The following is a 24,482-nucleotide window of genomic DNA, read 5'->3' as shown; positions in this document are numbered from 1 at the left end:
ATGCGGGTTAGTATTCTGGGAGCCGGTGCCTGGGGAACGGCGCTGGCTATCCATGCCGCTCGATTGGCGGAACATGAGGTTACGCTGTGGGCGCGCGATGCTGCACAGATTGCTGAAATGCGCCATGCACGTCGCAATTTGCGCTATTTGCCGGATGTGTCCCTGCCCGATAATTTATTGTTAAGTGATGATTTTGCTTGCGCTGCAGCGGTAGGCCAGGACGGTCTATGCATTCTGGCCACCACCTTGAATGGTCTGCGGCCATTGGCCAATCAGCTTGCCGATTTAACTCAATGCACCGCTCATATTATCTGGCTGTGCAAGGGTATTGAGGTGGATAGTCTGCTGATGCCGCATCAGATTGTGGCTGATGCCCTGAGCAACGTGCGCGGTGATTGCGATATTGCTGTTGGCGCACTTTCTGGCCCCAGCTTTGCGCAAGAAGTTGCCCACGGTTTACCCTGTGCCCTGACGATTGCGACTGATCGTGCCGATCTTGCCCGGCGGGTCATTACTGCGCTACATTCGCCATCGATGCGTATTTATTCCAGTACCGACATTGTGGGTGTGGAACTGGGTGGTGCAGTCAAAAACATTTTGGCCATTGCTACAGGCATTGCCGACGGTATGGGTTTGGGTCTGAATGCTCGTGCTGCCTTGGTCACGCGTGGCCTTAAAGAAATGACCCGTCTTGGTGTTGCCTTGGGTGGTCAGGCTGAAACATTCATGGGGCTGACTGGTTTGGGCGATTTGTTATTGACGGCAACCGGGGATCTTTCCCGTAATCGCAAGGTCGGATTCCTGTTGGCACAGGAAAAGTCTTTGCACGAGATCTTGGCGGGCTTGGGGCATGTGGCCGAAGGTGTTCGTTGTGCCCGTAGCGTCCAAACATTAGCAAGACAACATCAAGTCAATGTGCCGATTATTGATGCAGTTTGCGATGTGTTGTTTGCACAAACATCACCCAGAATGGCACTGCAAGTCCTTATGGCCAGGGATTCTAGATCTGAATAGAGTTTGGCGTTAGATAAATACTTCTGTGGGGTATTTTAATTGAGTCAATTAAAACGCACTTGAGAAGCCAATATGAATATATTCTCCCCTGGAGTACCCTATGATTTATGTCTTCAAAAGTAAAGCCAGCGCCGATGTCATCATGTTGCCCGACCATGCCAAGGCACTTTTTGCTTTGCTCGGACGACAACTCGATGAACGCGGTATCATCCCAGTGGAGCAGGTTACGGCAGTGAGAATCAAATTAGAGGCGGCAATTGCAGCTGAAAAGGCGCAGCAGCTTCAGTATGATGATGAGCATTCCAAAACTGATCAGGACGATGAAGCTGGCTCTCAGCAAAAATCTGAGCACGTGCAGCTTTCACAACGGGCTTTCCCGTTTCTTGAAATGCTACGTGCGGCTGAAAAAAGTGGCAAGGAAGTTGTCTGGGGTGTGTAATCCAATGCTCGGCGGCGTTGCCAAAGAAAGACGATAAAAATTTGCCATGAGTGCCATCCAGATTTCCCATGTTTCCAAGCGTTACCAAACTCTGCAAGCCCTCGATGATGTGTCTTTGACGATTGAGTCAGGCGAATTTTTTGGTCTGCTTGGGCCGAATGGCGCAGGCAAAACTACGCTCATTTCCATTCTGGCCGGATTGACGCGTGCTAATAGTGGCTCGGTCTCCATCATGGGCCATGACGTGGTGAAGGATTACCGACAAAGCCGTCTCAGTTTAGGGGTCGTACCACAAGAATTGGTGTTTGATCCTTTTTTTACGGTGCGTGAAACGCTGCAGTTTCAATCGGGCTATTTTGGGTTGAAAAAAAATGACGCCTGGATCGATGAAATCATTACCGAATTGGGGCTGGCCGATAAAGCCAATATCAATACCCGTCAACTGTCTGGCGGCATGAAGCGTCGTGTGCTGGTTGCTCAGGCACTGGTCCATCGTCCTCCTGTGATTGTGCTCGACGAGCCAACTGCGGGTGTGGATGTGGAGTTGCGCCAGACACTCTGGCAATTTATTGCACGACTCAATCGTGAAGGACATACAGTAGTGCTGACCACGCATTATCTGGAGGAGGCGGAAGCTTTGTGCAATCGGATTGCCATGCTCAAGGGCGGGCAAGTGGTCGCGCTGGATCAAACCCGCAATCTGCTAAACCGCATATCGGGTACGCAACTTACCGTGCGTCTGGCGGGTGGCTCGTCGGCCAGTTTGCCAGCTGCGTTACTGGCAGCGCAGGTGCCTGGCCATGAGGCCGATGCAGCCCAGGGACGTTGGGTGCTGCGTTTGAATTCGTTCCAGGAAGTCGAGCCAACCTTGGCGACATTGCGTGAATCTGGCGCTTTGATTGATGATATTGAATTAAACCGCGCCGATCTTGAAGATGTATTTGTGCAAATCATGCACAACGAATAGAGGAAAGCGTGAAAGGTATTGGCGTGATTGGTTTTCAAACCCTGTTCTACAAGGAGCTGCTGCGTTTCTGGAAAGTCAGTTTTCAGACCATTGCAGCGCCTATTCTGACGGCCATGTTGTACTTGCTCATCTTTGGCCATGTGCTGGAAGATCGTGTGCAGGTCTTTGGTAGCGTCAATTACAGTGCGTTTCTGATTCCTGGTTTGGTGATGATGAGCGTCTTGCAAAATGCCTTTGCCAATAGCTCATCATCGCTGATTCAGTCACGCATTACCGGCAATCTGGTCTTTATCCTCTTGCCGCCTTTGTCACATTGGGAATTTTTTGGTGCTTATGTACTTGCGGCGGTGGTTCGCGGCGTGGCTGTGGGGCTGGGCGTTTTTGTGGTTACTGCCTGGTTTGCGCACCTTAGTTTTGCAGCACCCTTATGGATATTGCTCTTTGCATTGGTTGGCGCAGCTTTATTGGGTGCTTTAGGCGTAATTGCAGGAATTTGGGCCGAAAAATTTGATCAGCTGGCTGCTTTTCAAAATTTTTTGATCATGCCCGCCACATTTTTGTCGGGCGTTTTTTACTCAATTCATTCCTTGCCGCCATTTTGGCAGCAGGTTTCGCACCTTAATCCTTTCTTTTACATGATTGATGGCTTCCGATATGGCTTTCTCGGTGCCTCAGATTTCCCTCCAACTACCAGTTTTTTCATTACACTGGTGAGTTTTTTGCTCGTTTCAGCAATAGCCATTCAATTGTTAAAAAGTGGCTATAAGTTGCGACATTAACGACAGGTCGCGTTGAAGCAGTAAAATAGCCGTCTTTCGGCATTATTCCAAAGGTGAATTGCATGAATACCAAACCAACCCCAGAGCAAATCAAACAATATATTGAAACTGGCATGAGCTGCCAGCATGTTGCCGTTGAAGGTGATGGTGAACATTTTCAGGCGGTGATTGTGAGTGCCGAATTTGCCGGCAAACGCCCAATTGCCCGTCATCAGATTGTTTATCAGGCGCTGGGTGATCGCATGAAGGCAGAAATTCATGCCTTATCAATGAAGACTTTGACGCCAGATGAGTGGCAAGGACAAGCCGCTTAATGGATAAACTGGTCATCAAGGGCGGTAAGCCACTTACCGGTGAAATCACAATTTCTGGTGCAAAAAATGCGGCATTGCCAATTATTTGCGCCAGTTTGCTCACCAAAGATCCTGTCGAGCTCTTCAATGTGCCACGTCTCAAGGATGTGTCTACCTGTATTCGACTGCTCCAACAGATGGGCGTTGATGCAGAGCGTGACGAGGATGATGGTGTGACGTTAGCAGCCACTCATGTCACCAAACTGGAAGCTCCGTACGAAATGGTGAAGACCATGCGGGCGGCTATTTTAGTGCTGGGGCCGATGGTTGCCCGATTTGGTGAAGCAAAAGTTTCCCTGCCCGGTGGCTGCGCAATTGGTCAGCGTCCTGTTGATCAGCATATCAAAGGTTTGCAAGCCATGGGTGCCGAAATCACCATCGAACATGGTTATATTCACGCTAAAGCGACCCGTTTGAAAGGGGCTCGGATTACCACCGATATGGTAACCGTGACCGGAACTGAAAACTTGCTCATGGCTGCCGTGCTGGCAGACGGTGAGACCGTCATTGAGAATGCCGCTCAAGAACCAGAAGTGCGTGATTTGGCGGCCTTGCTCATCAAAATGGGTGCCAAAATTGAAGGTGCCGGAACGCATAAGATCACCGTTCAAGGTGTTGACCAGTTACATGGTGCGCGCCATCATGTCATGCCGGATCGGATAGAAACAGGTACATTCCTCTGTGCAGTAGCCGCTGCCGGTGGTCGTGTGGTATTGCATAAAACCTTGCCCGATACGCTGGACGCAATGATAGAAAAACTGCGTGAAGCAGGTGTGTTGGTCGAGGTACATGATGATTCCATCATCGTCGCCAATTACACCAGTCCTAAAGCAGTGAGTTTTCGTACCTCAGAATATCCAGCGTTTCCAACGGATATGCAGGCACAATTCATGGCCTTAAATACGATTGCTCGTGGGACTTCCATGGTGACTGAAACCATTTTTGAAAATCGTTTCATGCATGTACAGGAATTGCGTCGTTTAGGTGCCGATATCACCATCGAAGGTAATACGGCGGTTATCAAAGGTGTCGACAAACTGTCCGGCGCGACCGTGATGGCGACCGACTTGCGAGCCTCAGCCAGCCTGGTGATTGGCGGGTTGATTGCGGAAGGCGAAACTATCATTGACCGGATTTACCATCTTGATCGTGGCTATGATCAGATGGAGAAAAAACTCTCAGCCGTAGGGGCAGATATCCTTAGGGTGAAAGGCTGAATGTGATTACATTGGCTTTATCCAAAGGGCGTATCTTTGATGAGACCCTGCCGCTGCTGGCTGCGGCCGGTATTACCGTTGCTGAAGATCCCGAAAAATCGCGCAAGCTGATATTGCCGACCAATCAGGATGATGTGCGTGTCATTATTGTGCGCGCTTCGGATGTGCCGACTTATGTGCAATATGGTGCCGCAGATATTGGTGTGGCCGGCAAGGATGTACTGATTGAACATGCTGGTGGTACACAGAGTGCGGCCGGTTTATATCAACCTATTGATCTGAAGATCGCAGCCTGTCGAGTGTCAGTTGCAGTGCGCGAAGGCTTTGATTACGCCAAGGCGGTACGGCAAGGCGCACGCTTGTCCGTTGCTACCAAATATACCCACATCGCCCGTGAACATTTTGCCCGTAAAGGGGTTCATGTCGATCTGATCAAGTTGTATGGTTCTATGGAGTTGGCACCGCTGGTTGGTTTGGCTGATGCGATTGTTGACTTGGTTTCCACTGGCAATACCTTGAAAGCCAATAAATTGGTCGAGGTTGAGGCGATCATGGAAATTTCTTCGCGACTGGTGGTGAATCAGGCCGCCCTGAAAATGAAACGGGAGCGTCTCCAGCCCATTCTTGATGCCTTTAAAATGGCGATTTAGGCACCATGTAATTGCTATGACTACTCAATCTCTTGCTCAAAATATCACTATTCGTCAACTGGACTCTCAATCAATAGATTTTGACTCCCAACTCAAAACCTTATTGGCATTTGAGGCTGGAGAAGATGCTGCGATTGACCAGGCGGCAGCCCAAATTTTGGCAGATGTGAAACAACGCGGTGATGCTGCCGTACTGGTATATACCCAACGTTTTGATCGCTTGCAGGCAGCAGTCATGGCGGAGCTGGAATTGTCCCAAGCAGCCTTAAAAGCAGCGTTTGAAGGATTACCCACTGCGCAAAAGCAAGCCTTGCAAACCGCAGCCGATCGTGTTCGCAGCTATCACCAAAAGCAGTATGAAGCGATTGGTTCACAAGGATTTTCTTACCAGGATGAAGATGGCACTCTGCTGGGGCAGAAGGTGACACCATTGGATCGGGTCGGTATTTATGTGCCTGGTGGCAAGGCGGCCTATCCTTCATCGGTATTGATGAATGCCATACCCGCACATGTAGCTGGCGTGCCGGAAATCATGATGGTGGTACCAACCCCTGACGGCGTGCGCAATGATTTAGTGCTTGCTGCAGCATACATAGCCGGTGTTTCACGCGCTTTTACCATTGGTGGTGCTCAAGCAGTAGGTGCACTGGCTTACGGCACTCAAACCATACCAGCTGTCGACAAGATCGTTGGGCCAGGTAATGCTTTTGTGGCAGCGGCCAAACGTCGTGTGTTTGGTGTGGTGGGCATTGATATGATTGCCGGACCTTCCGAGATTTTGGTCATCTGCGATGGCACCACTGATCCTGATTGGGTTGCGATGGATCTCTTCTCGCAAGCCGAGCATGATGAATTGGCCCAATCGATTCTTTTATGCCCTGATTCGGCTTATTTGGATCAGGTTGAAGCCAGCATACAAAAGCAGTTGGGCGACATGCCGCGCAAGCAGGTAATTGCTACTTCCCTGGTTAATCGTGGTGCCTTGATCAAGGTGCGCGACATGGCGGAGGCTTGCGCCATTGCTAACTATATCGCCCCTGAGCATCTGGAAATTTCAGCCGAAAATCCGCATATATGGGCGGAGCAGATTCGCCATGCGGGTGCCATGTTTCTTGGCCGGTTTACCAGTGAGTCACTGGGAGATTATTGTGCTGGACCTAACCACGTATTGCCAACGTCTCGCACTGCTCGTTTTTCATCGCCACTGGGTGTCTATGATTTTCAAAAACGCTCGTCCATTATTGAAGTCAGTGAAAAAGGTGCCGCCAATCTTGGTCGGGTGGCCGCCGAGCTGGCCTACGGCGAAGGTTTGCAGGCGCATGCACGGTCTGCCGAATATCGCTTTAAAGAATGAGCGAATGGTTCGACAGTGGTTTTGCGTCAAACCATTCAGTTTTTTAAATTCTTAAGCGCTAAGAATTTGCTTCAGTGCCGCAATTAGAGTGGCACATTCCTCATTAGTGCCCACGGTTATCCGCAAAAATTGGTCAATTCTGGCCAATTTGAAGTGGCGCACAATAATGTTTTGTTTTCGAAGAGCCGTGGCAAGTTGCGCCGCATCATGTTGGCTGTGTCGGGCAAAGACAAAGTTGGCGCGCGAAGGTAAAACTTGAAAACCTAATTGATCAAGTTCTTTGGACAACCATTCACGGCTACCCATCACGGCCTGGCATGTTTGCTGGAAATAGGCCTGATCTTGGAAGGCAGCTACTGCGCCCGCCTGCGCCAATTGATCAAGTGGATAAGAGTTAAAACAATTTTTGACGCGTTCCAGCGCTTCAATCAATTTGCTGTCACCCATGGCATAGCCAACCCGTAAACCTGCCAAAGAGCGCGACTTGGATAGCGTATGGACAACCAGTAGATTAGGATATGTCTTGATCAAAGAAACCGCAGATTCAGTGCCAAAATCGACATAAGCTTCGTCAATGACCACCACGGAGTTGGTATTGAATTGCAGCAAGGCATCAATCTGATCCAGTGTCATGGCTTGGCCGGTCGGGGCATTGGGGTTTGGAAAAATAATGCCGCCATTAGGAATCCGATAATCCTGGATCTGAATGGCAAACTTGTCATCGACTGGAATTTTTTGCGTTGTTATTTCATAGAGCTCGCAATAAACCGGATAAAAGCTGTAGGTGATGTCAGGAAACAACACCGGCAAGTCATGTTTTAGCAGGCCGAAAAAAATATGGGCCAAAATCTCGTCAGAACCATTACCAGTGAAAATCTGATTGTTTTCCAAGCCAAAATGTTTGGCGATGGTGTTTTTCAAGGCATCAGAATTGGGGTCTGGATAGCGCTTGAGATTATTCTGATTGGCTAAGGAAATCGCTTCTAGTACCTTGGGAGAAGGTGGATAAGGATTCTCATTGGTATTGAGTTTGATCAGATTGGGCAGCTTGGGCTGCTCACCAGGAACATACGGGGTGAGCGTATGAACGACGGAACTCCAGAAACGGCTCATAAAGTAGTCGGATGAGAAAAAACAGACTGAAATGCGTGAAAGACGGCAAACTGACCCGATGGTATCATGTTACCCTTGCTCAGGCAGCGTTAAGCTTGGTCTTGGCGTCTTTCTAATACATATTAATTACTCAATTTAACCGCGATTTACTCCTTATGCGGCAAGCTCAAATTACACGTCACACCTCGGAAACCCAGATTTCAGTTGAAATTAATTTGGATGGAACTGGCATCAAGCAATTGGAGACGGGTGTCCCGTTTCTGGATCATATGTTGGATCAGATTGCCCGGCATGGGCTGATCGATCTGAAAGTGGTTGCCAAAGGTGATTTGCATATCGATGCGCATCATACGGTGGAAGACGTTGGCATCACGCTTGGTCAGGCCTTTGCCAAAGCTGCGGGTGACAAAATGGGTTTGCGCCGTTATGGCCATGCCTATGTACCCTTGGATGAAGCATTGTCGCGAGTGGTGGTTGATTTATCGGGTCGCCCTGGTCTCGAGTTTCATGTTCCGTTTAAGCGCGCCATGATTGGAGCCTTTGATGTCGACCTGACTCATGAGTTTTTTCAGGGTTTTGTGAACCATGCCTTGATCACCTTGCATATTGATAATTTGCGAGGTGACAATGCACACCATCAATGTGAAACTGTATTTAAGGCATTCGGCCGGGCTTTGCGCATGGCTGTAGAGCTTGATCCGCGTGCCACAGGGCAGATTCCTTCCACCAAGGGCAGTCTTTAATTTCCAGTAGCATCCTATGAGCAAGATTGTTGTCGTAGATTACGGCATGGGTAATGTCCGGTCAGTAGCGCAGGCGCTTATGCATGTTGCGCCAGATGCGGAAGTGCTGATCAGCGGTGAGAAAGCCCATTTACAGGCTGCTGACAGAATCGTCTTACCAGGTCAGGGGGCCATGCCTGATTGCATGCGCTCTTTGAATGATTCAGGATTGCGAGAAACGCTTTTGCACTGTGCCAAAACAAAACCATTATTAGGTGTCTGTGTTGGTGAGCAAATGTTGTTTGATTGGAGTGCTGAGGGTGATTGTGATTGTTTGGGTTTGATTCCGGGCAAGGTAGTTCGTTTCGATCTGGAAGATCGATTACAGCCTGATGGAACACGTTATAAAGTGCCGCAAATGGGATGGAATCGGGTCAGGCAATCGATGGATCACCCTGTTTGGCATGCAATACCCGACGAATCCTATTTTTATTTTGTACATAGCTATTACGTTATTCCTGATCAAGCGACCGCGATTGCTGGCACGACCGAGTACGGTGAGCAGTTTTGTTGCGCGGTAGCAAAAGATAATATTTTTGCGACCCAGTTTCACCCTGAAAAGAGTGCACACTTGGGTTTGCAGTTGTACAAGAACTTTGTAAACTGGAATCCCCTTTAATTTAATCGTTGTTTTCGCTCTGCCATCATGTTGCTCATTCCTGCTATTGACCTGAAAGATGGTCATTGTGTCCGCCTTAAACAAGGCGACATGAACAATGCCACAATTTTTTCAGAAGATCCTGGTGCCATGGCCAAGCACTGGCTTGCACAAGGTGCAAGACGTTTGCATCTTGTTGATCTAAACGGGGCATTTGCCGGTAAGCCAAAAAACGAGGTGGCCATCAAATCAATCGTCAAGGCCGTCAAGGGTGACGAAGAGTTTGATGATATTCCCATTCAGCTGGGTGGCGGTATTCGTGATCTGGACACCATTGAGCGTTACTTGGATGGTGGTATTGACTACATCATTATCGGAACAGCAGCAGTTAAAAACCCAGGATTTTTGCACGATGCCTGTGGCGCTTTCCCAGGGCAAATCATTGTTGGCCTTGATGCCAAAGATGGCAAGGTCGCTACCGATGGCTGGAGTAAATTGACTGGCCATGAAGTCATTGACCTGGCTAAAAAATTTGAAGATTACGGTGTTGAAGCCATTGTTTATACCGATATTGGACGCGATGGCATGATGGGTGGCGTCAATATCGAAGCGACCATCAAACTGGCGCAAGCCGTCGGGATTCCGGTGATTGCTTCAGGTGGCGTACACAATCTGGCCGATGTGGAAGCGTTGTGCAAGGTTGAAGATGAAGGTATTGAAGCCGTGATTTGTGGTCGCTCCATCTATGAAGGCACTCTGGATCTGAAAATTGCCCAGCAACGAGCTGATGAGTTGAGTGGTGAACTTGAATAAGCTGCTTTTTTTGACCGATCAAATACAGTCATACTGGGTTAAATCGGTTTGGGCAAAGAGATTGCCATGCTAGCCAAACGTATCATTCCTTGCCTTGATGTCACTGCCGGGCGGGTTGTCAAGGGTGTCAATTTTGTTGAGTTGCGTGATGCCGGTGATCCCGTTGAGATCGCACGTCGCTACGATGAACAGGGTGCAGATGAGCTGACTTTTCTCGATATCACCGCAACCAGCGATGATCGTGATCTGATTTTGCACATGATCGAGGCGGTTGCGGAGCAGGTTTTCATTCCTTTGACTGTTGGTGGTGGTGTGCGAACGGTCGACGATGTGCGGCGTTTACTCAATTCGGGCGCAGACAAAATCAGCATGAATTCTTCTGCAGTGGCCAATCCGCAATTGGTTGCCGATGCCGCTGGCAAATATGGTTCGCAGTGTATCGTGGTAGCAATTGATGCTAAAGCATCGCAAGATGGGACTGGCTGGGAAGTGTATACCCACGGTGGCCGCAAGCCGACTGGCATTGATGCTGTTGCTTGGGCCAAACAGGTGCAAGCCTTGGGGGCTGGTGAAATCTTGTTGACCAGTATGGACCGAGATGGCACCAAGGCAGGGTTTAATTTACCGCTAACGCGTGCTGTATCAGATGCGGTTTCCATTCCAGTCATCGCCTCTGGCGGTGTTGGCAATCTTGAACATCTGGCTGAAGGCATCAGTAAAGGACATGCCGATGCGGTGCTGGCCGCCAGCATCTTCCATTATGGTGAATTCACGGTTGCCCAGGCTAAAGCATATATGGCCCAGCAGGGTATTCCGGTGCGCCTTTGATTACTTTAAATGGTGCAATGATGAGTCAAGAATGGCTTGAAAAAATCAAGTGGGATAAGGATGGTCTGGTGCCAGTCATTGCGCAGGAACTGGAATCCAATGATGTGCTGATGTTTGCCTTCATGAACCGAACTGCTTTGCAAAAAACGATTGAGTTGGGTGAGGCGGTGTATTGGTCCCGCTCGCGTCAACGTCTGTGGCATAAAGGGGAAGAATCAGGGCATACACAAAAAGTGCATGATATTCGTCTCGATTGCGATGAAGATGTCGTGTTGCTTAAAGTAACGCAAAGTGGCGGAATAGCCTGTCATACTGGTCGTCATTCCTGTTTTTTCCAGAAGTTTGTTGGTGATACTCAAACTGGCCAATGGGAAACTGTGGAGCCTGTCTTGAAAGACCCGGAGCACATTTACAAATGAGCGATATATTGTCCCACCTGGCTGATGTGATTGAATCACGTAAAGCTGCTGATCCGGCAACTTCTTATGTGGCGAAACTGTTTGCCAAAGCGCCTGATGGTGTTCTGAAGAAAGTTGGTGAGGAAGCTACTGAGACTGTGATGGCTGCCAAGGATGTGGCGGCGGGTGGTGATCGGCAGAAAATAGTGAACGAAACTGCCGACCTCTGGTTTCATTGTCTGGTCATGCTGGCTCAATATGATTTACGTCCCGAGGCTGTATTGGTTGAGCTAGCCCGCCGAGAAGGCCTGTCGGGCTTGGAAGAAAAGGCCACTCGCAAATCGTGATGATTTGTTTAGATCATGAGGTTGAATCCAAACTGGCCGCTTTCACGTAATTAAATTTATTGCCAGCGTGGCATAGGACTTAATTTGAAGTAGGAATGATTGTTGCAAAAACCACTTTGATTCAAAGGTGGCGAGCAGTGTTAGCTTTGCCAGTCGTGGAGACGGGTAAAATAATGGCCGCGATAGGTATTTTCTACGGCATTCAGTTTATTGAGGCGCATTGGCGTCAGGGAGATAAAAATGGGCTCATTGAGTATTTGGCACTGGTTGATTGTATTGGTAATTGTCATGATGGTTTTTGGGACCAAAAAACTGCGCAATATTGGCCAAGACTTGGGCGGGGCGGTGAAGGGCTTCAAGGATGGTATGAAAGAGGGTGAAAAACCAGCTGATCCGACTAAAACCATTGATGTCGAAGCCAAGGAAAAGAATTGATCTGCATGCGAATCGCAGAAGTCGTTCGTTTATTTTGAGCGATGGTCAAGAGAAAATGTTGATTCACTCCTTTTTGATGGCACTGACTCATGCTTGATCTCGGATTATCCAAACTGGCTATTATCGGTGTGGTTGCCCTCGTGGTGATTGGCCCTGAAAAGTTGCCGAGGGTAGCACGCATGGCGGGTACTTTGTTGGGGCGAGCACAGCGGTATGTCAACGATGTCAAGGCCGAGGTCAGCCGTGAAATGGATTTTGATGATTTGCGCAAAATGAAAGACAGTGTTCAAAATGCTGCGAGTGATTTTCAGCATACCGTCGAAAACAATATCAGTTCCACAGTCACGCAATTCAATGCTGGTCTTGAGAGTGGTGCCGATGCGAGTTCTCTGGTGACGCACTCAGGTTATCGTGCGCCGGATGTCGTGGTGCCACGTAAGAATTGGCGTCTCAAGCAAGCGGCACGGCCAATCTGGTATAAAAAAATCAATCAACAGCGTACCCATATTTCTTCTGGTGCCGCAAGAGTGGCACGGCATCGCCCTGTTGCAGCACGTTCATCGCATTCTTTTTTTTGATGGTCTTTGCTTGTGAGTGATTCTTCCCAACCCGATTCAAATAATCAGCAGCAGGAAACAGGGCCGGAAACTTTCATTTCGCATCTGATCGAGCTGCGTGATCGGATTGTCAAGGCCGCTGCTGCCATCATCATCATTTTTATTGGTTTGTCCATCTGGCCGTCGCCCTCGGCAATTTATGATTTTCTGGCGCACCCCATGCTGGTCGCTTTGCCAGAAGGTTCCAAGATGATCGCTACGGGTGTGATTGCCCCGTTTCTGGTGCCGATGAAAGTGACCCTGCTGGTGGCATTTGTTGTCGCTTTACCTTGGGTGTTGTATCAGGCATGGGCTTTTGTGGCTCCTGGCTTGTATCAACATGAAAAGAAACTGGTTTTACCGCTGGTTATTTCCAGTACCTTTTTGTTTATCGCAGGCATGTCATTTTGTTATTTTTTTGTGTTTGGTGTGGTGTTCAAATTTATTGCCGGTTTTGCACCGCAATCCATTTCGGTTGCGCCGGATATTGAAAATTATTTTGATTTTGTCTTGACGTTGTTCATGGCTTTTGGTGTGACGTTTGAAGTGCCCATCGTGGTGATCGTGCTGGTACGAATGGGTTTGGTCACTGTTGAAAAACTCAAGGAGATCCGGCCCTATGTGATTGTCGGTGCCTTTGTGGTCGGGGCAATCTTTACGCCACCCGACATCATGTCGCAGCTGTTGTTGGCAGTACCACTCTGGTTGTTATATGAATTGGGCTTGATTGTTGCCCCAATCTTTGCCAAAGCAACCAAAGCGCCCGAAGCCGCGCCTGCTTCGGGTCAGTAATTCGGGTCAGTAATTAATGTTGCTTCCAAGATAGTCAGGCTAATGGAATGGCACGCAGCCATTTGATCAGCGCCTGGCTGTCCTTGAATCCCTGAATCAAGGTCTTTGCTAAGTCAGGCTCGGAAGCCTTCATCGCATCCACTTCGTTCCATATCCCAAAGCTTTTCAGTTTTAAGTAATCAGCATGAACAGATTCGCCATCAAATCCTTTGGGTGGACGACTCAGCTTATCTTCCTGATTCAGTTGGCCGTAGGTCGTACATAAGGCTTTGTCGCTGAGTACTTTGCCAAAGCCTTTGGGGTCGGCCATGATCTGTTCACGGATTGCCTTGAGGCGCGGTGGTGGTGGCAGATATTCACCTGCGCCATAAAGTAGAGTGCCGTTTTGATCAATATGAAAATAGTAGGCTGGACCACCGCCTTGGCTGGGTTTTTTTAAACCACTGGCCGAAAATGCCGCCGAGAAATGCGTTTTATAAGGGATTTTTTCTTTTGAAAAACGCATGTCTTTGTGAATCCTGAACAGAGCTTTTTTGGCGGACGCATCGGCTACCGCCGGGTCAAATTTGCCAACACCTTCAATCACCTTGATGACCAGCAGCAAAAACTCTTCACGCAAGATATCGTATCGGGGCTTGTTGTGTAAAAACCAGGGTCGGTTATTGTGGGTACTCAGTTCATCCAGAAAGCGAATCAGCTCACGAGTATGCATGTTTTATTCTCCTGCAGCAGCTTGTTGCTGTTTGGGGCGTTTGCCAACGGTCACATAAAGATCCACTTCACGATCCTTGCGCAACATACGCATTTTGGCACCCGAACCCGGTGTCAGTTGGGCAATCTGGTTGAGCATCGAGGTGGTGTCGTTGACCGGTTGATCATTGATGGAGACAAAAATGTCACCGGGTCGCAAACCACCTTTGTCGGCCGGGCCGCCTTGCAATACGCCCGCCACAATAGCGCCCGTGTTGCGTGGCAAGCCAAACGATTCAGCCAGTTCAGGCGTGATGTCTTGCGGTTCCACACCAATCCAGCCACGTAAAACCTGACCATTCTGGATGATGCTTTCCATGACTTGTTTGGCGGTTGATACCGGAATGGCAAAGCCAATACCCAAGGATCCACCCGATTTGGAGTAGATGGCCGAGTTGATTCCCAGCAGATGACCGCTGGTATCAATGAGTGCACCGCCCGAATTACCCGGGTTGATGGCAGCATCGGTTTGAATGAAATTTTCAAAGGTGTTGATACCCAGGTGATTGCGACCCAGGGCAGACACAATCCCCATGGTAACGGTCTGACCAACGCCAAAAGGATTGCCAATGGCGAGTACCACATCGCCCACCTGAATCTGTTCGGCAATGCCAAAGGTGATGGCGTGCAGATTTTGTGCGTCGATCTTCAGAACAGCCAGATCAGTTTCGGGGTCGGTGCCCACTGTTTTAGCCAGTAATTTGCGCCCATCGGCAAAGGCCACCTGAATTTCATCGGCACCTTCTACGACGTGGTTGTTGGTCAGCACATAGCCATCGGTACTCACAATCACACCCGAACCCAGGCTGGAAGTGGGCTGCGCCTGACCAAACTGGTCACCAAAAAAGTAGCGAAACAACGGGTCTTCCGAATGGGGGTTGCGCTTGGGCGCTGCTTTGGTGGTGAAGATGTTGACCACGGCTGGCATGGCCTGCGCGACGGCTTGTCGGTAACTGCCTGTGTTGGTGCCACCCATTGGGCTATTTGCCACTGATCCTGAGGCCGGTGTGGCGGTATTGGGTGCTGCCTGTATGATGGCAACTGGTGCACGACCGGACAAGGCATTGCCCCGATTGAGCCATTCGGGTTTGAGCGTGGTGATAATGAATAAAATCGCAAGACAGACCGTCACGCATTGGGAAAATAACAACCAGAATCGACGCATGAATGAATATTGGAAAGTGATTAAAGAATGAGCCAGATTGCCGACAATCCGCCCCTGCCTGTAAATTTGCCTAGCGAGCCATCAGCCCACACGATTGAACGTGCTGATTTGCTGGCTTATTTGGCGCAATACCTCAATGTATCGCAGTTCAAGGATTATTGCCCAAATGGCTTGCAGGTGGAAGGCACGCCGCAAATTCGTCAAATTCTCTGTGGCGTCACGGCCAGTCTGGCTTTGATTGAGCAAGCCATCGCCGTTGGCGCCGATACGATTTTGGTGCATCACGGCTATTTTTGGCGTGGCGAAGATATGCGGGTCATCGGCCAAAAGCAGCGACGACTCAAATTATTGCTGACACATGGCATCAATTTGCTCGGCTATCACTTGCCGCTGGATGCGCATCCTGTGGTGGGCAATAACGCACAATTGGGGCAGCGTTTGGGTATTTCGGTCAGCCGTTTTTTTGGTGACAATAATCTGGGTTGTCTGGCGACATTGGACGTGCCGCTCAAGCTGGGCGAGCTGGCTGCTCGTATTGAGCTGAGCCTGGCCCGTGCGCCATTGGTGATCGGTGCGCCAGAGCAAGCCATCAAGCAAGTTGCCTGGTGTACCGGCGCAGCACAGGGCTTTTTGCAGGATGCGATCGATGCCGGTGCCGATGTCTTGATCAGTGGTGAGATTACGGAGCATACGGTGCATCTGGCGCGCGAAATGGGCGTCGCCTACATTGCCGCCGGCCATCACGCCACCGAGCGCTATGGTGTGCGGGCCTTGGGCCAACATTTGGCCAGCCAATTTGGCGTGCAAGCGATGTTTGCTGATTTGGATAATCCGGTGTAGACAGGCTATTTATTAGGAGTATATTTAATTATTAACCGCTATAGTGCTTATTTACTGGGTTAAATTTTATACATATACCCAGTATATATTTTGCATATTGATTGCATCAAGTTTCCTTTTGGCACGACGACTCGCCGCTGACGTTGCCCTCATTCGCGTCAATTGCGTGCTGCCTGCTGAGCTTCGAGGTTGCAAATTGACTGGTAATGCCATCACCCAGCAAGTTGTGCGGTTTCATGGTCAGCCTGGGCGTAAAGTGCCTGCTGCCTTTACAATAGCGTTTTGAAAAAGTGAGTGTTGCTGTCATGAACGCACCTGTCTTGCCACAAGCCGCCCGGCTCAATGAAATCCCTGCTGCGGGTTCTGCCAAAGGACGCCTGCGCGAAATTCCCTATAACTACACCTCCTTCTCCGACCGCGAAATTGTCATGCGTCTGTTGGGCGAGCCAGCCTGGCAGCTGCTTGACGAATTGCGCGGTGAACGCAAAACCGGTCGTTCGGCGCGCATGCTGTATGAAGTGCTGGGTGATATTTGGGTGGTCAGACGCAATCCTTATTTACAGGATGATCTACTCGATAATCCCAAACGTCGCGCTGCGCTGATTGAAGCCTTGCATCATCGCTTAAATGAAGTCGAGCGTCGCCGTAAAGTGACCGATATGCAGGACGCAGGCGACAGGCAGGCCATCAATCGTAGCCATAATGTCGAGTTGTTGCTTAAAGCCGCCCGTAAGGCGATCGACGATTTCAAGCGTGAATTTGCCGCCGCTTACGATTTACGCAAACAGGTCGACAAAGTGCTGGGCAAACATACCAAGCCTGACAATATCAAGTTTGATGGTCTGTCACGTGTGTCTCATGTGACCGACGCAACCGATTGGCGCGTTGAGTACCCGTTTGTGGTGTTGACCCCCGATACCGAAGAGGAAATTGCGGGCTTGGTGAAGGGCTGCATTGAACTCGGTCTGACCATCATCCCACGTGGTGGTGGCACGGGTTATACCGGCGGTGCGATTCCGCTCACGCCCTTGTCTGCCGTGATCAATACCGAAAAGCTCGAACAGTTGGGTGAAGTGGAAATGGTGACCTTGCCGGGCGTGGATCGACCCTATGCCACCGTATATTCTGGTGCGGGGGTGGTCACCAAGCGAGTGTCTGATGCCGCTGAAAAAGCGGGTTTTGTGTTTGCGGTCGATCCGACTTCGGCCGAAGCTTCCTGCATTGGCGGCAATATCGCCATGAATGCGGGCGGTAAAAAAGCGGTTTTGTGGGGCACCGCGCTGGATAACCTGGCCAGCTGGAGAATGGTTGATCCCAATGGCGATTGGCTCGATATTACGCGTCTTGATCATAACCTCGGTAAGATTCATGATGTTGAACTGGCGCGCTTTAAATTGGAATGGACGCATCCGGGCGAAAAGCAGCCCTTCAAAACCGAACCTTTGGATATTCCAGGCCGCGTGTTTCGCAAAGAAGGCCTCGGCAAGGATGTCACCGACAAATTCTTGGCGGGTTTGCCGGGTGTGCAAAAAGAAGGTTGCGATGGCCTGATTACCAGCGCGCGCTGGATATTGCACAAAATGCCCAAACACGCGCGCACCGTTTGCCTGGAATTTTTTGGTCAGGCGCGTGATGCCATTCCATCGATTGTTGAAATCAAGGACTATCTGGATGCCGAAACTCGTAAGGGTGGTGCGGTATTGGCCGGACTGGAGCATCTGGACGAGCGCTATTTGCGTGCCGTGGGTTACAGCACCAAGTCCAAGCGTGGCGTGTTGCCCAAGATGGTCTTGATTGGTGATATTGTCGGCGAAGATGACAACGCCGTAGCACGTGCCGCGTCTGAAGTGGTGCGCATGGCCAACACGCGCGTTGGTGAAGGTTTTACCGCGGTGTCTCCTGAAGCCCGTAAAAAATTCTGGCTGGATCGTTCCCGTACTGCGGCGATTGCGCGTCATACCAATGCCTTCAAGGTCAATGAAGATGTGGTGATCCCGCTCAATCGCATGGGCGAATATACCGACGGGATTGAGCGCATCAATATAGAACTGTCCACCAAAAACAAGCTGCAATTGCTGGCTGAGCTCGATCGCTTCTTCTCGGCGGGTAATCTGCCGCTGGGTAAAAATGAAGATGCTGAAGAAGTGCCTTCTTTCGAGCTGCTTGAAGATCGTCAAAATCAGGCGCTGACTTTGCTCGAAGCGGTGCATCGGCGCTGGAGCTATGTGCTCAACAATCTGGACCAGCCTTTGGCCGAAGTACAGGCCGATCTGGTGGCCTTGGGCTATGAACCCTTGCTCAAGGAGTTTGGTCCACGGATCGCCATGAATCCGCGGGTGCGGGTATTTGATCTGGTTCAGGATCGTACCATCCGTATTTCCTGGAAGGCCGAAGTGCGCGCCAAACTGCGTCAGATTTTCAGTGGTGGCGTGTTTGAACCCGTGTTGCTGGAGTGCCAGAAAATTCATAAGCAAGTGCTGCGTGGCCGTGTGTTTGTGGCTTTGCACATGCATGCCGGTGATGGCAATGTGCATACCAATATTCCCGTCAACTCCGACCATTACGAGATGTTGCAGGATGCGCATAAGGCCGTCGCGCGTATCATGGAATTGGCACGTTCCCTGGACGGTGTGATTTCTGGCGAACACGGTATTGGTATCACCAAGCTGGAGTTTTTGACCGAGGACGAGATTGCCGACTTCCGTACCTACAAGCAAAAAGTCGATCCGGATGGCCGTTTCAACAAAGGCAAGTTGCTTGAAGGTGCTGATCTGCGCAATGCCTACACGCCAAGCTTTGGTTTGATGGGACATGAATCGTTGATCATGCAGCAAAGTGATATTGGTGCGATTGCCACCAGTGTCAAGGATTGCCTGCGTTGCGGCAAATGCAAACCGGTGTGTGCTACGCATGTGCCGCGTGCCAATCTGCTCTATAGCCCACGCAACAAGATTCTGGCGACCTCCTTACTGGTCGAGGCATTTCTCTATGAAGAACAGACCCGTCGGGGCGTCTCCATCAAGCATTGGGAAGAGTTTGAAGATGTGGCAGACCACTGCACAGTCTGCCATAAATGCCTGACGCCTTGTCCGGTCGATATTGATTTTGGTGACGTGTCCATGAATATGCGCAATCTCCTGCGCAAAATGGGCAAGAAGTCATTCAATCCAGGTACGGCTGCTGCCATGTTCTTTTTGAATGCGACTGATCCAGCCACCATTAATGCGACCCGCAAAGTCATGACTGGTCTTGCCTACAAGGCGCAGCGCCTGGGTAATGATGTGCTGAAGGCGTTCGCCAAAAAGCAGACCAAGGCGCCACCAGCAACGCATGGCAAGCCCGCCATCAAAGAGCAGGTGATTCACTTCATCAACAAAAAATTGCCTGGCAATCTGCCCAAGAAAACCGCGCGGGCTCTGCTTGACATTGAAGATGATAAGTTCATCCCAGTGATTCGTGACCCACGCAAAACCACGGCGGATACTGAGGCGGTTTTCTACTTTCCGGGTTGTGGTTCCGAGCGCCTGTTTTCACAAGTTGGTTTGGCGACTCAGGCGATGCTGTGGGAGGTTGGTGTACAGACTGTCTTGCCACCTGGATATTTATGTTGCGGTTATCCGCAACGTGGTGCCGGTCAATATGACAAGGCCGAGAAGATGATGACCAATAATCGGGTGCTCTTCCACCGGGTTGCCAATACGCTCAATTATCTGGATATCAAGACCGTGGTGGTGAGTTGTGGTACCTGCTATGACCAGTTGCAAAGCTATGAGTTTGACAAGATCTTCCCGGGCTGTCGGATCATCGATATCCATGAGTTTCTGCTTGAAAAAGGTGTCAAGCTGGAAGGTGTGACGGGAACCCGTTATATGTATCACGATCCTTGCCACACACCGATGAAGTTGCAGGACCCACTCAAAACGGTGAATGCACTGATCACGACGCATGACAATGTGAAGATTGAAAAAAATGATCGTTGTTGTGGTGATGCCGGTACATTGATGGCTTCTCGCCCCGATGTTTCCACTCAAATCCGTTTCCGTAAAGAAGAGGAAATGATCAAAGGCGCGGCCAAGTTACGCACTGACGGCTTTACCGGTGAAGTCAAGATCCTGACCAGTTGCCCTGCCTGCCTGGGGGGGGTGTCTCGATATGATGAGGACGCTGGCACCAAGGCTGACTATGTCGTGATTGAAATGGCCAAGCATTTGATTGGTGAGACCTGGTTGCAGGATTATGTCGCCAAGGCCAATGATGGTGGTATCGAGCGGATTCTGGTCTAGTCATGGCAGATCAGGCAGTTTGTCCTTTATGTGATGAGCTCGGCGGTATCGTTCTTTGGCACGATGACCGCCTGCGGATTGTGCGGGTGCAGGACACGCATTTTCCGGCGTTCTATCGCATTATCTGGCAGCACCATGTGGCCGAGATGACCGAGCTGAACGAGGCTGATCGTGCCTATCTGATGGATATGGTTTATCGGATTGAGCAGCTACTGCGCGATCATCTACAGCCCACCAAAATCAATCTTGCCAGCCTGGGTAATGTGGTGCCACATTTGCATTGGCATGTGATTGCCCGTTTTGATTGGGATACCCATTTTCCCAATCCTGTCTGGGGTGAGCGTCTACGCGATGCGACACCTTACAAAGATAACTTGTTACAAAATCCCATCAGTCTCATCGACCAGAAAATTGCAGCATTCTCTCAGCATTAATCTGAAAAAATGATTTTTGTGATTTAGGTCGCATTCCTCATGTCAGCCGCTTGGGGAAATTTCTCGTTTGTAGGGAAAGTTCCTATGTGGCGTAACAGAAAATCTGCCATTGTTAACGCTAGAACCAGAACAAGCGGCAAACTTCAAGCCTTTTGTTGCGATTGGTTGCAAAGTTTCTTGGTTTAATCCGACATAGTCAGTCAAGATAACCATCTAAGCGCCGACTAGGCAAATGCCTATGGAATTGAGGAAATGTCCAATAACAAGTTGAACCAGCAAGCAGGCAAGCAGATAGATCACCCACTGTGTCAGGATCGGGTGGTGGGGCTGTGCTCGTTCAAATTGCGGACACTTAGCATGGCCGTATGTGGTCTGTTTGGCCTGCATACAGGTGTTGATGCGCATACCTTTCCGACCAATCCAACGGTCATTTCCGGCAGTGCCACAATCACTGTCGGCGGTGCAGGCAATCATGTCCAGACCATTACCAATAGTCCCAATACCATTATTCAATGGGGCAGTTTTTCGATCGGTGCTTCCGAAACAACCCATTTTCAGCAGCAGTCTGCACAAAGCTCGGTTCTGAATCGGGTCAATGCCGGTGCTTCTGCTTCACAAATTCTTGGACATCTGACTTCCAATGGTCAGGTATTTCTTGTCAATCCCAATGGTGTGGTGATTGGTAATGGCGCGATCATTGATACGGCAGTTTTTTATGCGAGCACATTAAAGCTGAATGATGATGATTTTAAAAATGGTTTGCTTAAGTTTGATGGCACCACCGGGACCGTTGGCTCAATCCAAATCAATGGTACGGTGCGCAGCACCAATGGTGATGTCTATCTGATAGCCAAGAGCATTACCAATAATGGTTCATTGACTGTTGAAAAAGGGAATGCTGTTTTAGCCGCTGGTGATAAGGTCACTATTCTTGGGCGTGGTCTGGACAATATCAGTTTCGAATTGCAGTCGACCAATAATAGTGTGGTCAACTTAGGACATCTGGAAGCCAATGCGGTTGGCTTGTTTGCCAGTCAATTAAGGCATTCTGGGGATATACGAGCCAATGCAGTGACAACAGCAGCAGGGCAGGTTGTCTTGTTGGCCAAGAATAATCTTGAAACCACATCTGCAAGTAGTATTACTGCCGCTGCAGCTTCCAATGGCAATGGCGGCACAATTCGACTTCATTCAGACTGGGATGCGCAAGTGGGTGGTAAGCTGACTGCGCGTTCTGGGGATGCCGGTGGTCAGGGCGGTACCATTGAAACTTCGGTTTATGATCATATTGTGATCGATAATATACAGGTTGATGCCAGCTCCAGCAACGCTCAACATGGCACCTGGTTGATTGGTGCCAGCCATCTTGATATTTTGGGTTGTGCCAATGCAGCGATTGCCTGTGTCAGCAGTAATGCCAGCTCGGTCACGGAGAGCAGTCTTGAAAGTGCGCTGGCCAATATTCATATTCAGACAGATGAATTCGTCAAGGCATTCAGCCTGAGTGGTTTTACCGGCAATGGATTGACATTGCAGAATCACATGGGTTTGAATATTGAAACTTCAAATATCACAACCGGTACTGGCATTGATCTGACAGCGATCCCAACGGTCACTACGCAAGGTGCTGGTATTCGTCTGGCAACGGGTTCTTTGAATGGCGGCACGCAAGCCCAAGGCTTGACTGCCAATATTGCTGCCGGTAATTTGACTGCGACCAAGTTGCAGGCGGCAGACACCGCCAATGTGGCCGTGCAAGGTAACGGTTCAATCAGTATTGCCGATATCAATACAGCCAGCAATCAAATTGCCGATGCAGGCAATGTGGCGTTGACAGCCGCTAATCAGATTATGGTGGGCAATATCAATGCGAGTGTGCAGCCTAATGCGGTTGCGGCTTATGGTCAGGGTGGTCAAGTGGCACTGACTGCCAAGGCAATTCAGATTAATGGCAATATCGATGTATCAGGGACAGCTGCAAAAAGTGCCAATCAGGCCGGTGCAGCGGCGGGCAGTATTATTGTGCTCGCCAATGAAGGGGATTTGACGTTGGCTGCCAATAGTCAGTTGCTGGCTAAAGGTGGTGCAGGCTTTCCAGGTAACAACGGCACTGGCAATACGGTCGGTGGAGCCGGTGGTCTGATTAGTTTGACTGCACCCAGTCTGACGTTGGGCACGACAGCCTTGAATGTTGATGGTGGACAGGGTGGTGCCAACATCGCCACGCCAGGTGCACCAGGACGAATCATTTTGCATGCTACCAATGCGCAGGGTGGTATCCATTTGAATGGCACTACACTGTCATCCAGCAATACGCTAGTGCAGCAACCAAATAGCAATGTGGACTATGCGACCACTCAAAGCGGTATCACATTGCTTGCAGGCGCTGGCGGTATCAATCAGACGGTGGCTTCGGCCATCAGTACACCTAATTTGCAATTTGGTGCCGGAATGGGTGGTCCTTTGGGTAATGTGAGTTTGACTTCGCCTAATAATCACATTGGCAAGATCAATGGCGCGGCCAGCAATACAGGGGCTGCAGTACAGGTGGTTACACAAGGCAAGCTGATCGTCACGACGCCTGGTATTCAAGCGGTTGGCAATGTTAATTTGCAGACGACGGTCAATCCTAATAATCCAACAGTGGCTGATGGGCTGACCATCAATGGCAATGTGACTTCTGGAGCTGGTAACGTCAATCTGCAATCTCAAACAGGGCCAATTAACTGGCAAGGCGGCAATATTACTGGGCAGACAGTGACATTGACTACGGCTGGTAATGTGAATGCGCAACCTGCCGGAAATGGTCAAACGTTAACGGGTAATCAGGTTGCAATCAATGCGCAGGATATTGTGCTGAATGGTGGCAATAATACCGGCGCAAGTGTGACTGTACAGGCACAAGATCAGTTGCAACTCAATGCGGTTAATCTGGTTCAATTGGCGGGCGGCAGTGGTGATGGTGCCAAAGCACAAATCATCGTGACTGCACCCGATGGGACTGGTGTGATCAATGGACAGAATGTCCAGGTGATTGGTGGCAGTGGCAATCAAAGTGGCGCCAGTATTAACTCATCCAACACACTGGATATCAATGCTACCCAGCAAATCAACATTGTGGCTGGTTCTGGTGCCGGTGCGGTGGCAACGGTATTGGCCGCTGCCGAAAACGGACTCAAGCTCAATAGCCAGGTTTGTACGGGTTGTCCTGCACCCGTCGTTACTCCTACGCCAACACCAACACCCGTGCCTGTGCCAACACCAAGTCCTGCACCAGCTCCAGCACCTGTGCCAATCACTTTGCCCGGTAACTTGACGCCGGAGCAAGTGATTGACAGTACCGTGGCGCAACAAACCCAACAAGCAGTTAGTAATACGCAGCCTAAGACCATAGAACCTACCATTATCCAGACTGTCGCTGGATGGGAAAAACGTGATGCGACCAAGTCAACCTCAGAGGTACTGGTCGAAGTCAATGATAAACAGTGTCAGCCCTGATGCGCCGTCGGAGATCATAAAGCAGGTAAACTACTGG

25 protein-coding genes are annotated in these 24,482 nt (G+C 49.9%); 21 read left to right on the top strand and 4 right to left on the bottom strand.

Going from position 1 to position 24,482, the window contains the following annotated elements:
* The 8 genes from ACMYR3_RS14805 (at position 1) to hisD (ending at position 6,773) form a co-directional block, all read left to right on the top strand.
* Positions 1 to 1,014: an NAD(P)H-dependent glycerol-3-phosphate dehydrogenase gene (locus ACMYR3_RS14805; protein ID WP_424192698.1), complete on the top strand. Its 1,014-nt coding sequence runs from the start codon at positions 1 to 3 to the stop codon at positions 1,012 to 1,014.
* 100 nt (positions 1,015 to 1,114) lie between these two features.
* The gene (locus ACMYR3_RS14800) at positions 1,115 to 1,453 is read left to right on the top strand and encodes a DUF1840 domain-containing protein (protein WP_424192697.1); all 339 of its coding nucleotides are present in this window, start codon (positions 1,115 to 1,117) and stop codon (positions 1,451 to 1,453) included.
* A 46-nt stretch (positions 1,454 to 1,499) separates the two neighbouring features.
* Positions 1,500 to 2,420, top strand: a complete 921-nt coding sequence (locus ACMYR3_RS14795) for an ABC transporter ATP-binding protein (RefSeq protein WP_424192696.1) — start codon at positions 1,500 to 1,502, stop codon at positions 2,418 to 2,420.
* A gap of 8 nt (positions 2,421 to 2,428) precedes the next feature.
* Positions 2,429 to 3,199: an ABC transporter permease gene (locus tag ACMYR3_RS14790; protein ID WP_424192695.1), complete on the top strand. Its 771-nt coding sequence runs from the start codon at positions 2,429 to 2,431 to the stop codon at positions 3,197 to 3,199.
* Between the two features lie 62 nt (positions 3,200 to 3,261).
* Positions 3,262 to 3,513, top strand: a complete 252-nt coding sequence (locus ACMYR3_RS14785; protein WP_424192694.1) for a BolA family protein — start codon at positions 3,262 to 3,264, stop codon at positions 3,511 to 3,513.
* On the top strand, positions 3,513 to 4,769 hold the full coding sequence (murA, locus tag ACMYR3_RS14780; protein ID WP_424192693.1) for a UDP-N-acetylglucosamine 1-carboxyvinyltransferase: 1,257 nt from the start codon (positions 3,513 to 3,515) through the stop codon (positions 4,767 to 4,769). The genes ACMYR3_RS14785 and murA overlap by 1 nt, the downstream gene beginning before the upstream one ends.
* Before the next feature lie 2 nt (positions 4,770 to 4,771).
* On the top strand, positions 4,772 to 5,419 hold the full coding sequence (gene hisG, locus ACMYR3_RS14775; protein WP_424192692.1) for an ATP phosphoribosyltransferase: 648 nt from the start codon (positions 4,772 to 4,774) through the stop codon (positions 5,417 to 5,419).
* A 16-nt stretch (positions 5,420 to 5,435) separates the two neighbouring features.
* Positions 5,436 to 6,773 carry a histidinol dehydrogenase gene (gene hisD / locus ACMYR3_RS14770; RefSeq protein ID WP_424192691.1) on the top strand — a complete coding sequence of 446 codons (1,338 nt, stop codon included), beginning with the start codon at positions 5,436 to 5,438 and terminating at the stop codon, positions 6,771 to 6,773.
* 51 nt (positions 6,774 to 6,824) lie between these two features.
* On the opposite strand, the gene hisC is transcribed toward hisD, so the two are convergent.
* The gene (gene hisC, locus ACMYR3_RS14765) at positions 6,825 to 7,886 is read right to left on the bottom strand and encodes a histidinol-phosphate transaminase (protein ID WP_424192690.1); all 1,062 of its coding nucleotides are present in this window, start codon (positions 7,884 to 7,886) and stop codon (positions 6,825 to 6,827) included.
* A 155-nt stretch (positions 7,887 to 8,041) separates the two neighbouring features.
* Between hisC and hisB the strand changes: the two genes are divergently transcribed.
* The 9 genes from hisB (at position 8,042) to tatC (ending at position 13,475) form a co-directional block, all read left to right on the top strand.
* Positions 8,042 to 8,629 (top strand): imidazoleglycerol-phosphate dehydratase HisB, encoded by a 588-nt coding sequence (hisB, locus tag ACMYR3_RS14760; protein ID WP_424192689.1) that lies wholly within the window; start codon positions 8,042 to 8,044, stop codon positions 8,627 to 8,629.
* Between the two features lie 16 nt (positions 8,630 to 8,645).
* Positions 8,646 to 9,287, top strand: a complete 642-nt coding sequence (gene hisH / locus ACMYR3_RS14755; protein WP_424192688.1) for an imidazole glycerol phosphate synthase subunit HisH — start codon at positions 8,646 to 8,648, stop codon at positions 9,285 to 9,287.
* 27 nt (positions 9,288 to 9,314) lie between these two features.
* Positions 9,315 to 10,079, top strand: coding sequence for a 1-(5-phosphoribosyl)-5-[(5-phosphoribosylamino)methylideneamino]imidazole-4-carboxamide isomerase (gene hisA, locus ACMYR3_RS14750; RefSeq protein ID WP_424192687.1), 765 nt, complete (start codon positions 9,315 to 9,317; stop codon positions 10,077 to 10,079).
* A 66-nt stretch (positions 10,080 to 10,145) separates the two neighbouring features.
* Complete coding sequence (hisF, locus tag ACMYR3_RS14745) at positions 10,146 to 10,907, top strand: imidazole glycerol phosphate synthase subunit HisF (protein ID WP_424192686.1); 762 nt, start codon at positions 10,146 to 10,148, stop codon at positions 10,905 to 10,907.
* 20 nt (positions 10,908 to 10,927) lie between these two features.
* Positions 10,928 to 11,326: a phosphoribosyl-AMP cyclohydrolase gene (hisI, locus tag ACMYR3_RS14740; RefSeq protein WP_424192685.1), complete on the top strand. Its 399-nt coding sequence runs from the start codon at positions 10,928 to 10,930 to the stop codon at positions 11,324 to 11,326.
* Positions 11,323 to 11,652 (top strand): phosphoribosyl-ATP diphosphatase, encoded by a 330-nt coding sequence (locus ACMYR3_RS14735; protein WP_424192684.1) that lies wholly within the window; start codon positions 11,323 to 11,325, stop codon positions 11,650 to 11,652. The genes hisI and ACMYR3_RS14735 overlap by 4 nt, the downstream gene beginning before the upstream one ends.
* A gap of 240 nt (positions 11,653 to 11,892) precedes the next feature.
* The gene (gene tatA / locus ACMYR3_RS14730; protein WP_424192683.1) at positions 11,893 to 12,087 is read left to right on the top strand and encodes a Sec-independent protein translocase subunit TatA; all 195 of its coding nucleotides are present in this window, start codon (positions 11,893 to 11,895) and stop codon (positions 12,085 to 12,087) included.
* An 89-nt stretch (positions 12,088 to 12,176) separates the two neighbouring features.
* Entirely contained in the window at positions 12,177 to 12,665 is a 489-nt protein-coding gene (gene tatB / locus ACMYR3_RS14725; protein WP_424192682.1) for a Sec-independent protein translocase protein TatB, read from the top strand.
* A 12-nt stretch (positions 12,666 to 12,677) separates the two neighbouring features.
* Positions 12,678 to 13,475, top strand: coding sequence for a twin-arginine translocase subunit TatC (gene tatC / locus ACMYR3_RS14720; RefSeq protein ID WP_424192681.1), 798 nt, complete (start codon positions 12,678 to 12,680; stop codon positions 13,473 to 13,475).
* A 34-nt stretch (positions 13,476 to 13,509) separates the two neighbouring features.
* Here tatC and ACMYR3_RS14715 read toward each other — a convergent pair whose 3' ends face one another.
* Both ACMYR3_RS14715 and ACMYR3_RS14710 read right to left on the bottom strand, forming a co-directional pair.
* The gene (locus tag ACMYR3_RS14715; RefSeq protein WP_424192680.1) at positions 13,510 to 14,187 is read right to left on the bottom strand and encodes a DUF2461 domain-containing protein; all 678 of its coding nucleotides are present in this window, start codon (positions 14,185 to 14,187) and stop codon (positions 13,510 to 13,512) included.
* A 3-nt stretch (positions 14,188 to 14,190) separates the two neighbouring features.
* On the bottom strand, positions 14,191 to 15,390 hold the full coding sequence (locus tag ACMYR3_RS14710) for a Do family serine endopeptidase (RefSeq protein WP_424192679.1): 1,200 nt from the start codon (positions 15,388 to 15,390) through the stop codon (positions 14,191 to 14,193).
* Between the two features lie 27 nt (positions 15,391 to 15,417).
* On the opposite strand from ACMYR3_RS14710, the gene ACMYR3_RS14705 reads away from it, so the two are divergent.
* Positions 15,418 to 16,230, top strand: a complete 813-nt coding sequence (locus tag ACMYR3_RS14705) for a Nif3-like dinuclear metal center hexameric protein (protein WP_424192678.1) — start codon at positions 15,418 to 15,420, stop codon at positions 16,228 to 16,230.
* Between the two features lie 106 nt (positions 16,231 to 16,336).
* On the opposite strand, the gene ACMYR3_RS14700 is transcribed toward ACMYR3_RS14705, so the two are convergent.
* The gene (locus ACMYR3_RS14700) at positions 16,337 to 16,537 is read right to left on the bottom strand and encodes a hypothetical protein (protein ID WP_424192677.1); all 201 of its coding nucleotides are present in this window, start codon (positions 16,535 to 16,537) and stop codon (positions 16,337 to 16,339) included.
* On the opposite strand from ACMYR3_RS14700, the gene ACMYR3_RS14695 reads away from it, so the two are divergent.
* The 3 genes from ACMYR3_RS14695 to ACMYR3_RS14685 all read left to right on the top strand — a co-directional run bounded on the left by ACMYR3_RS14695 (position 16,536) and on the right by ACMYR3_RS14685 (position 24,445).
* Complete coding sequence (locus ACMYR3_RS14695) at positions 16,536 to 20,513, top strand: DUF3683 domain-containing protein (RefSeq protein WP_424192676.1); 3,978 nt, start codon at positions 16,536 to 16,538, stop codon at positions 20,511 to 20,513. The genes ACMYR3_RS14700 and ACMYR3_RS14695 overlap by 2 nt on opposite strands.
* Positions 20,514 to 20,515: 2 nt before the next feature.
* The gene (locus ACMYR3_RS14690; protein WP_424192675.1) at positions 20,516 to 20,947 is read left to right on the top strand and encodes an HIT family protein; all 432 of its coding nucleotides are present in this window, start codon (positions 20,516 to 20,518) and stop codon (positions 20,945 to 20,947) included.
* 252 nt (positions 20,948 to 21,199) lie between these two features.
* Positions 21,200 to 24,445, top strand: a complete 3,246-nt coding sequence (locus tag ACMYR3_RS14685; protein WP_424192674.1) for a beta strand repeat-containing protein — start codon at positions 21,200 to 21,202, stop codon at positions 24,443 to 24,445.
* The last annotated feature ends 37 nt before the right edge of the window (positions 24,446 to 24,482 follow it).

The organism is Ampullimonas aquatilis (assembly GCF_049675895.1).
In the GTDB taxonomy this organism is placed as follows: Bacteria; Pseudomonadota; Gammaproteobacteria; order Burkholderiales; family Burkholderiaceae_D; genus Ampullimonas; species Ampullimonas aquatilis.
This window is presented reverse-complemented; position numbering and strand designations above follow the sequence as displayed.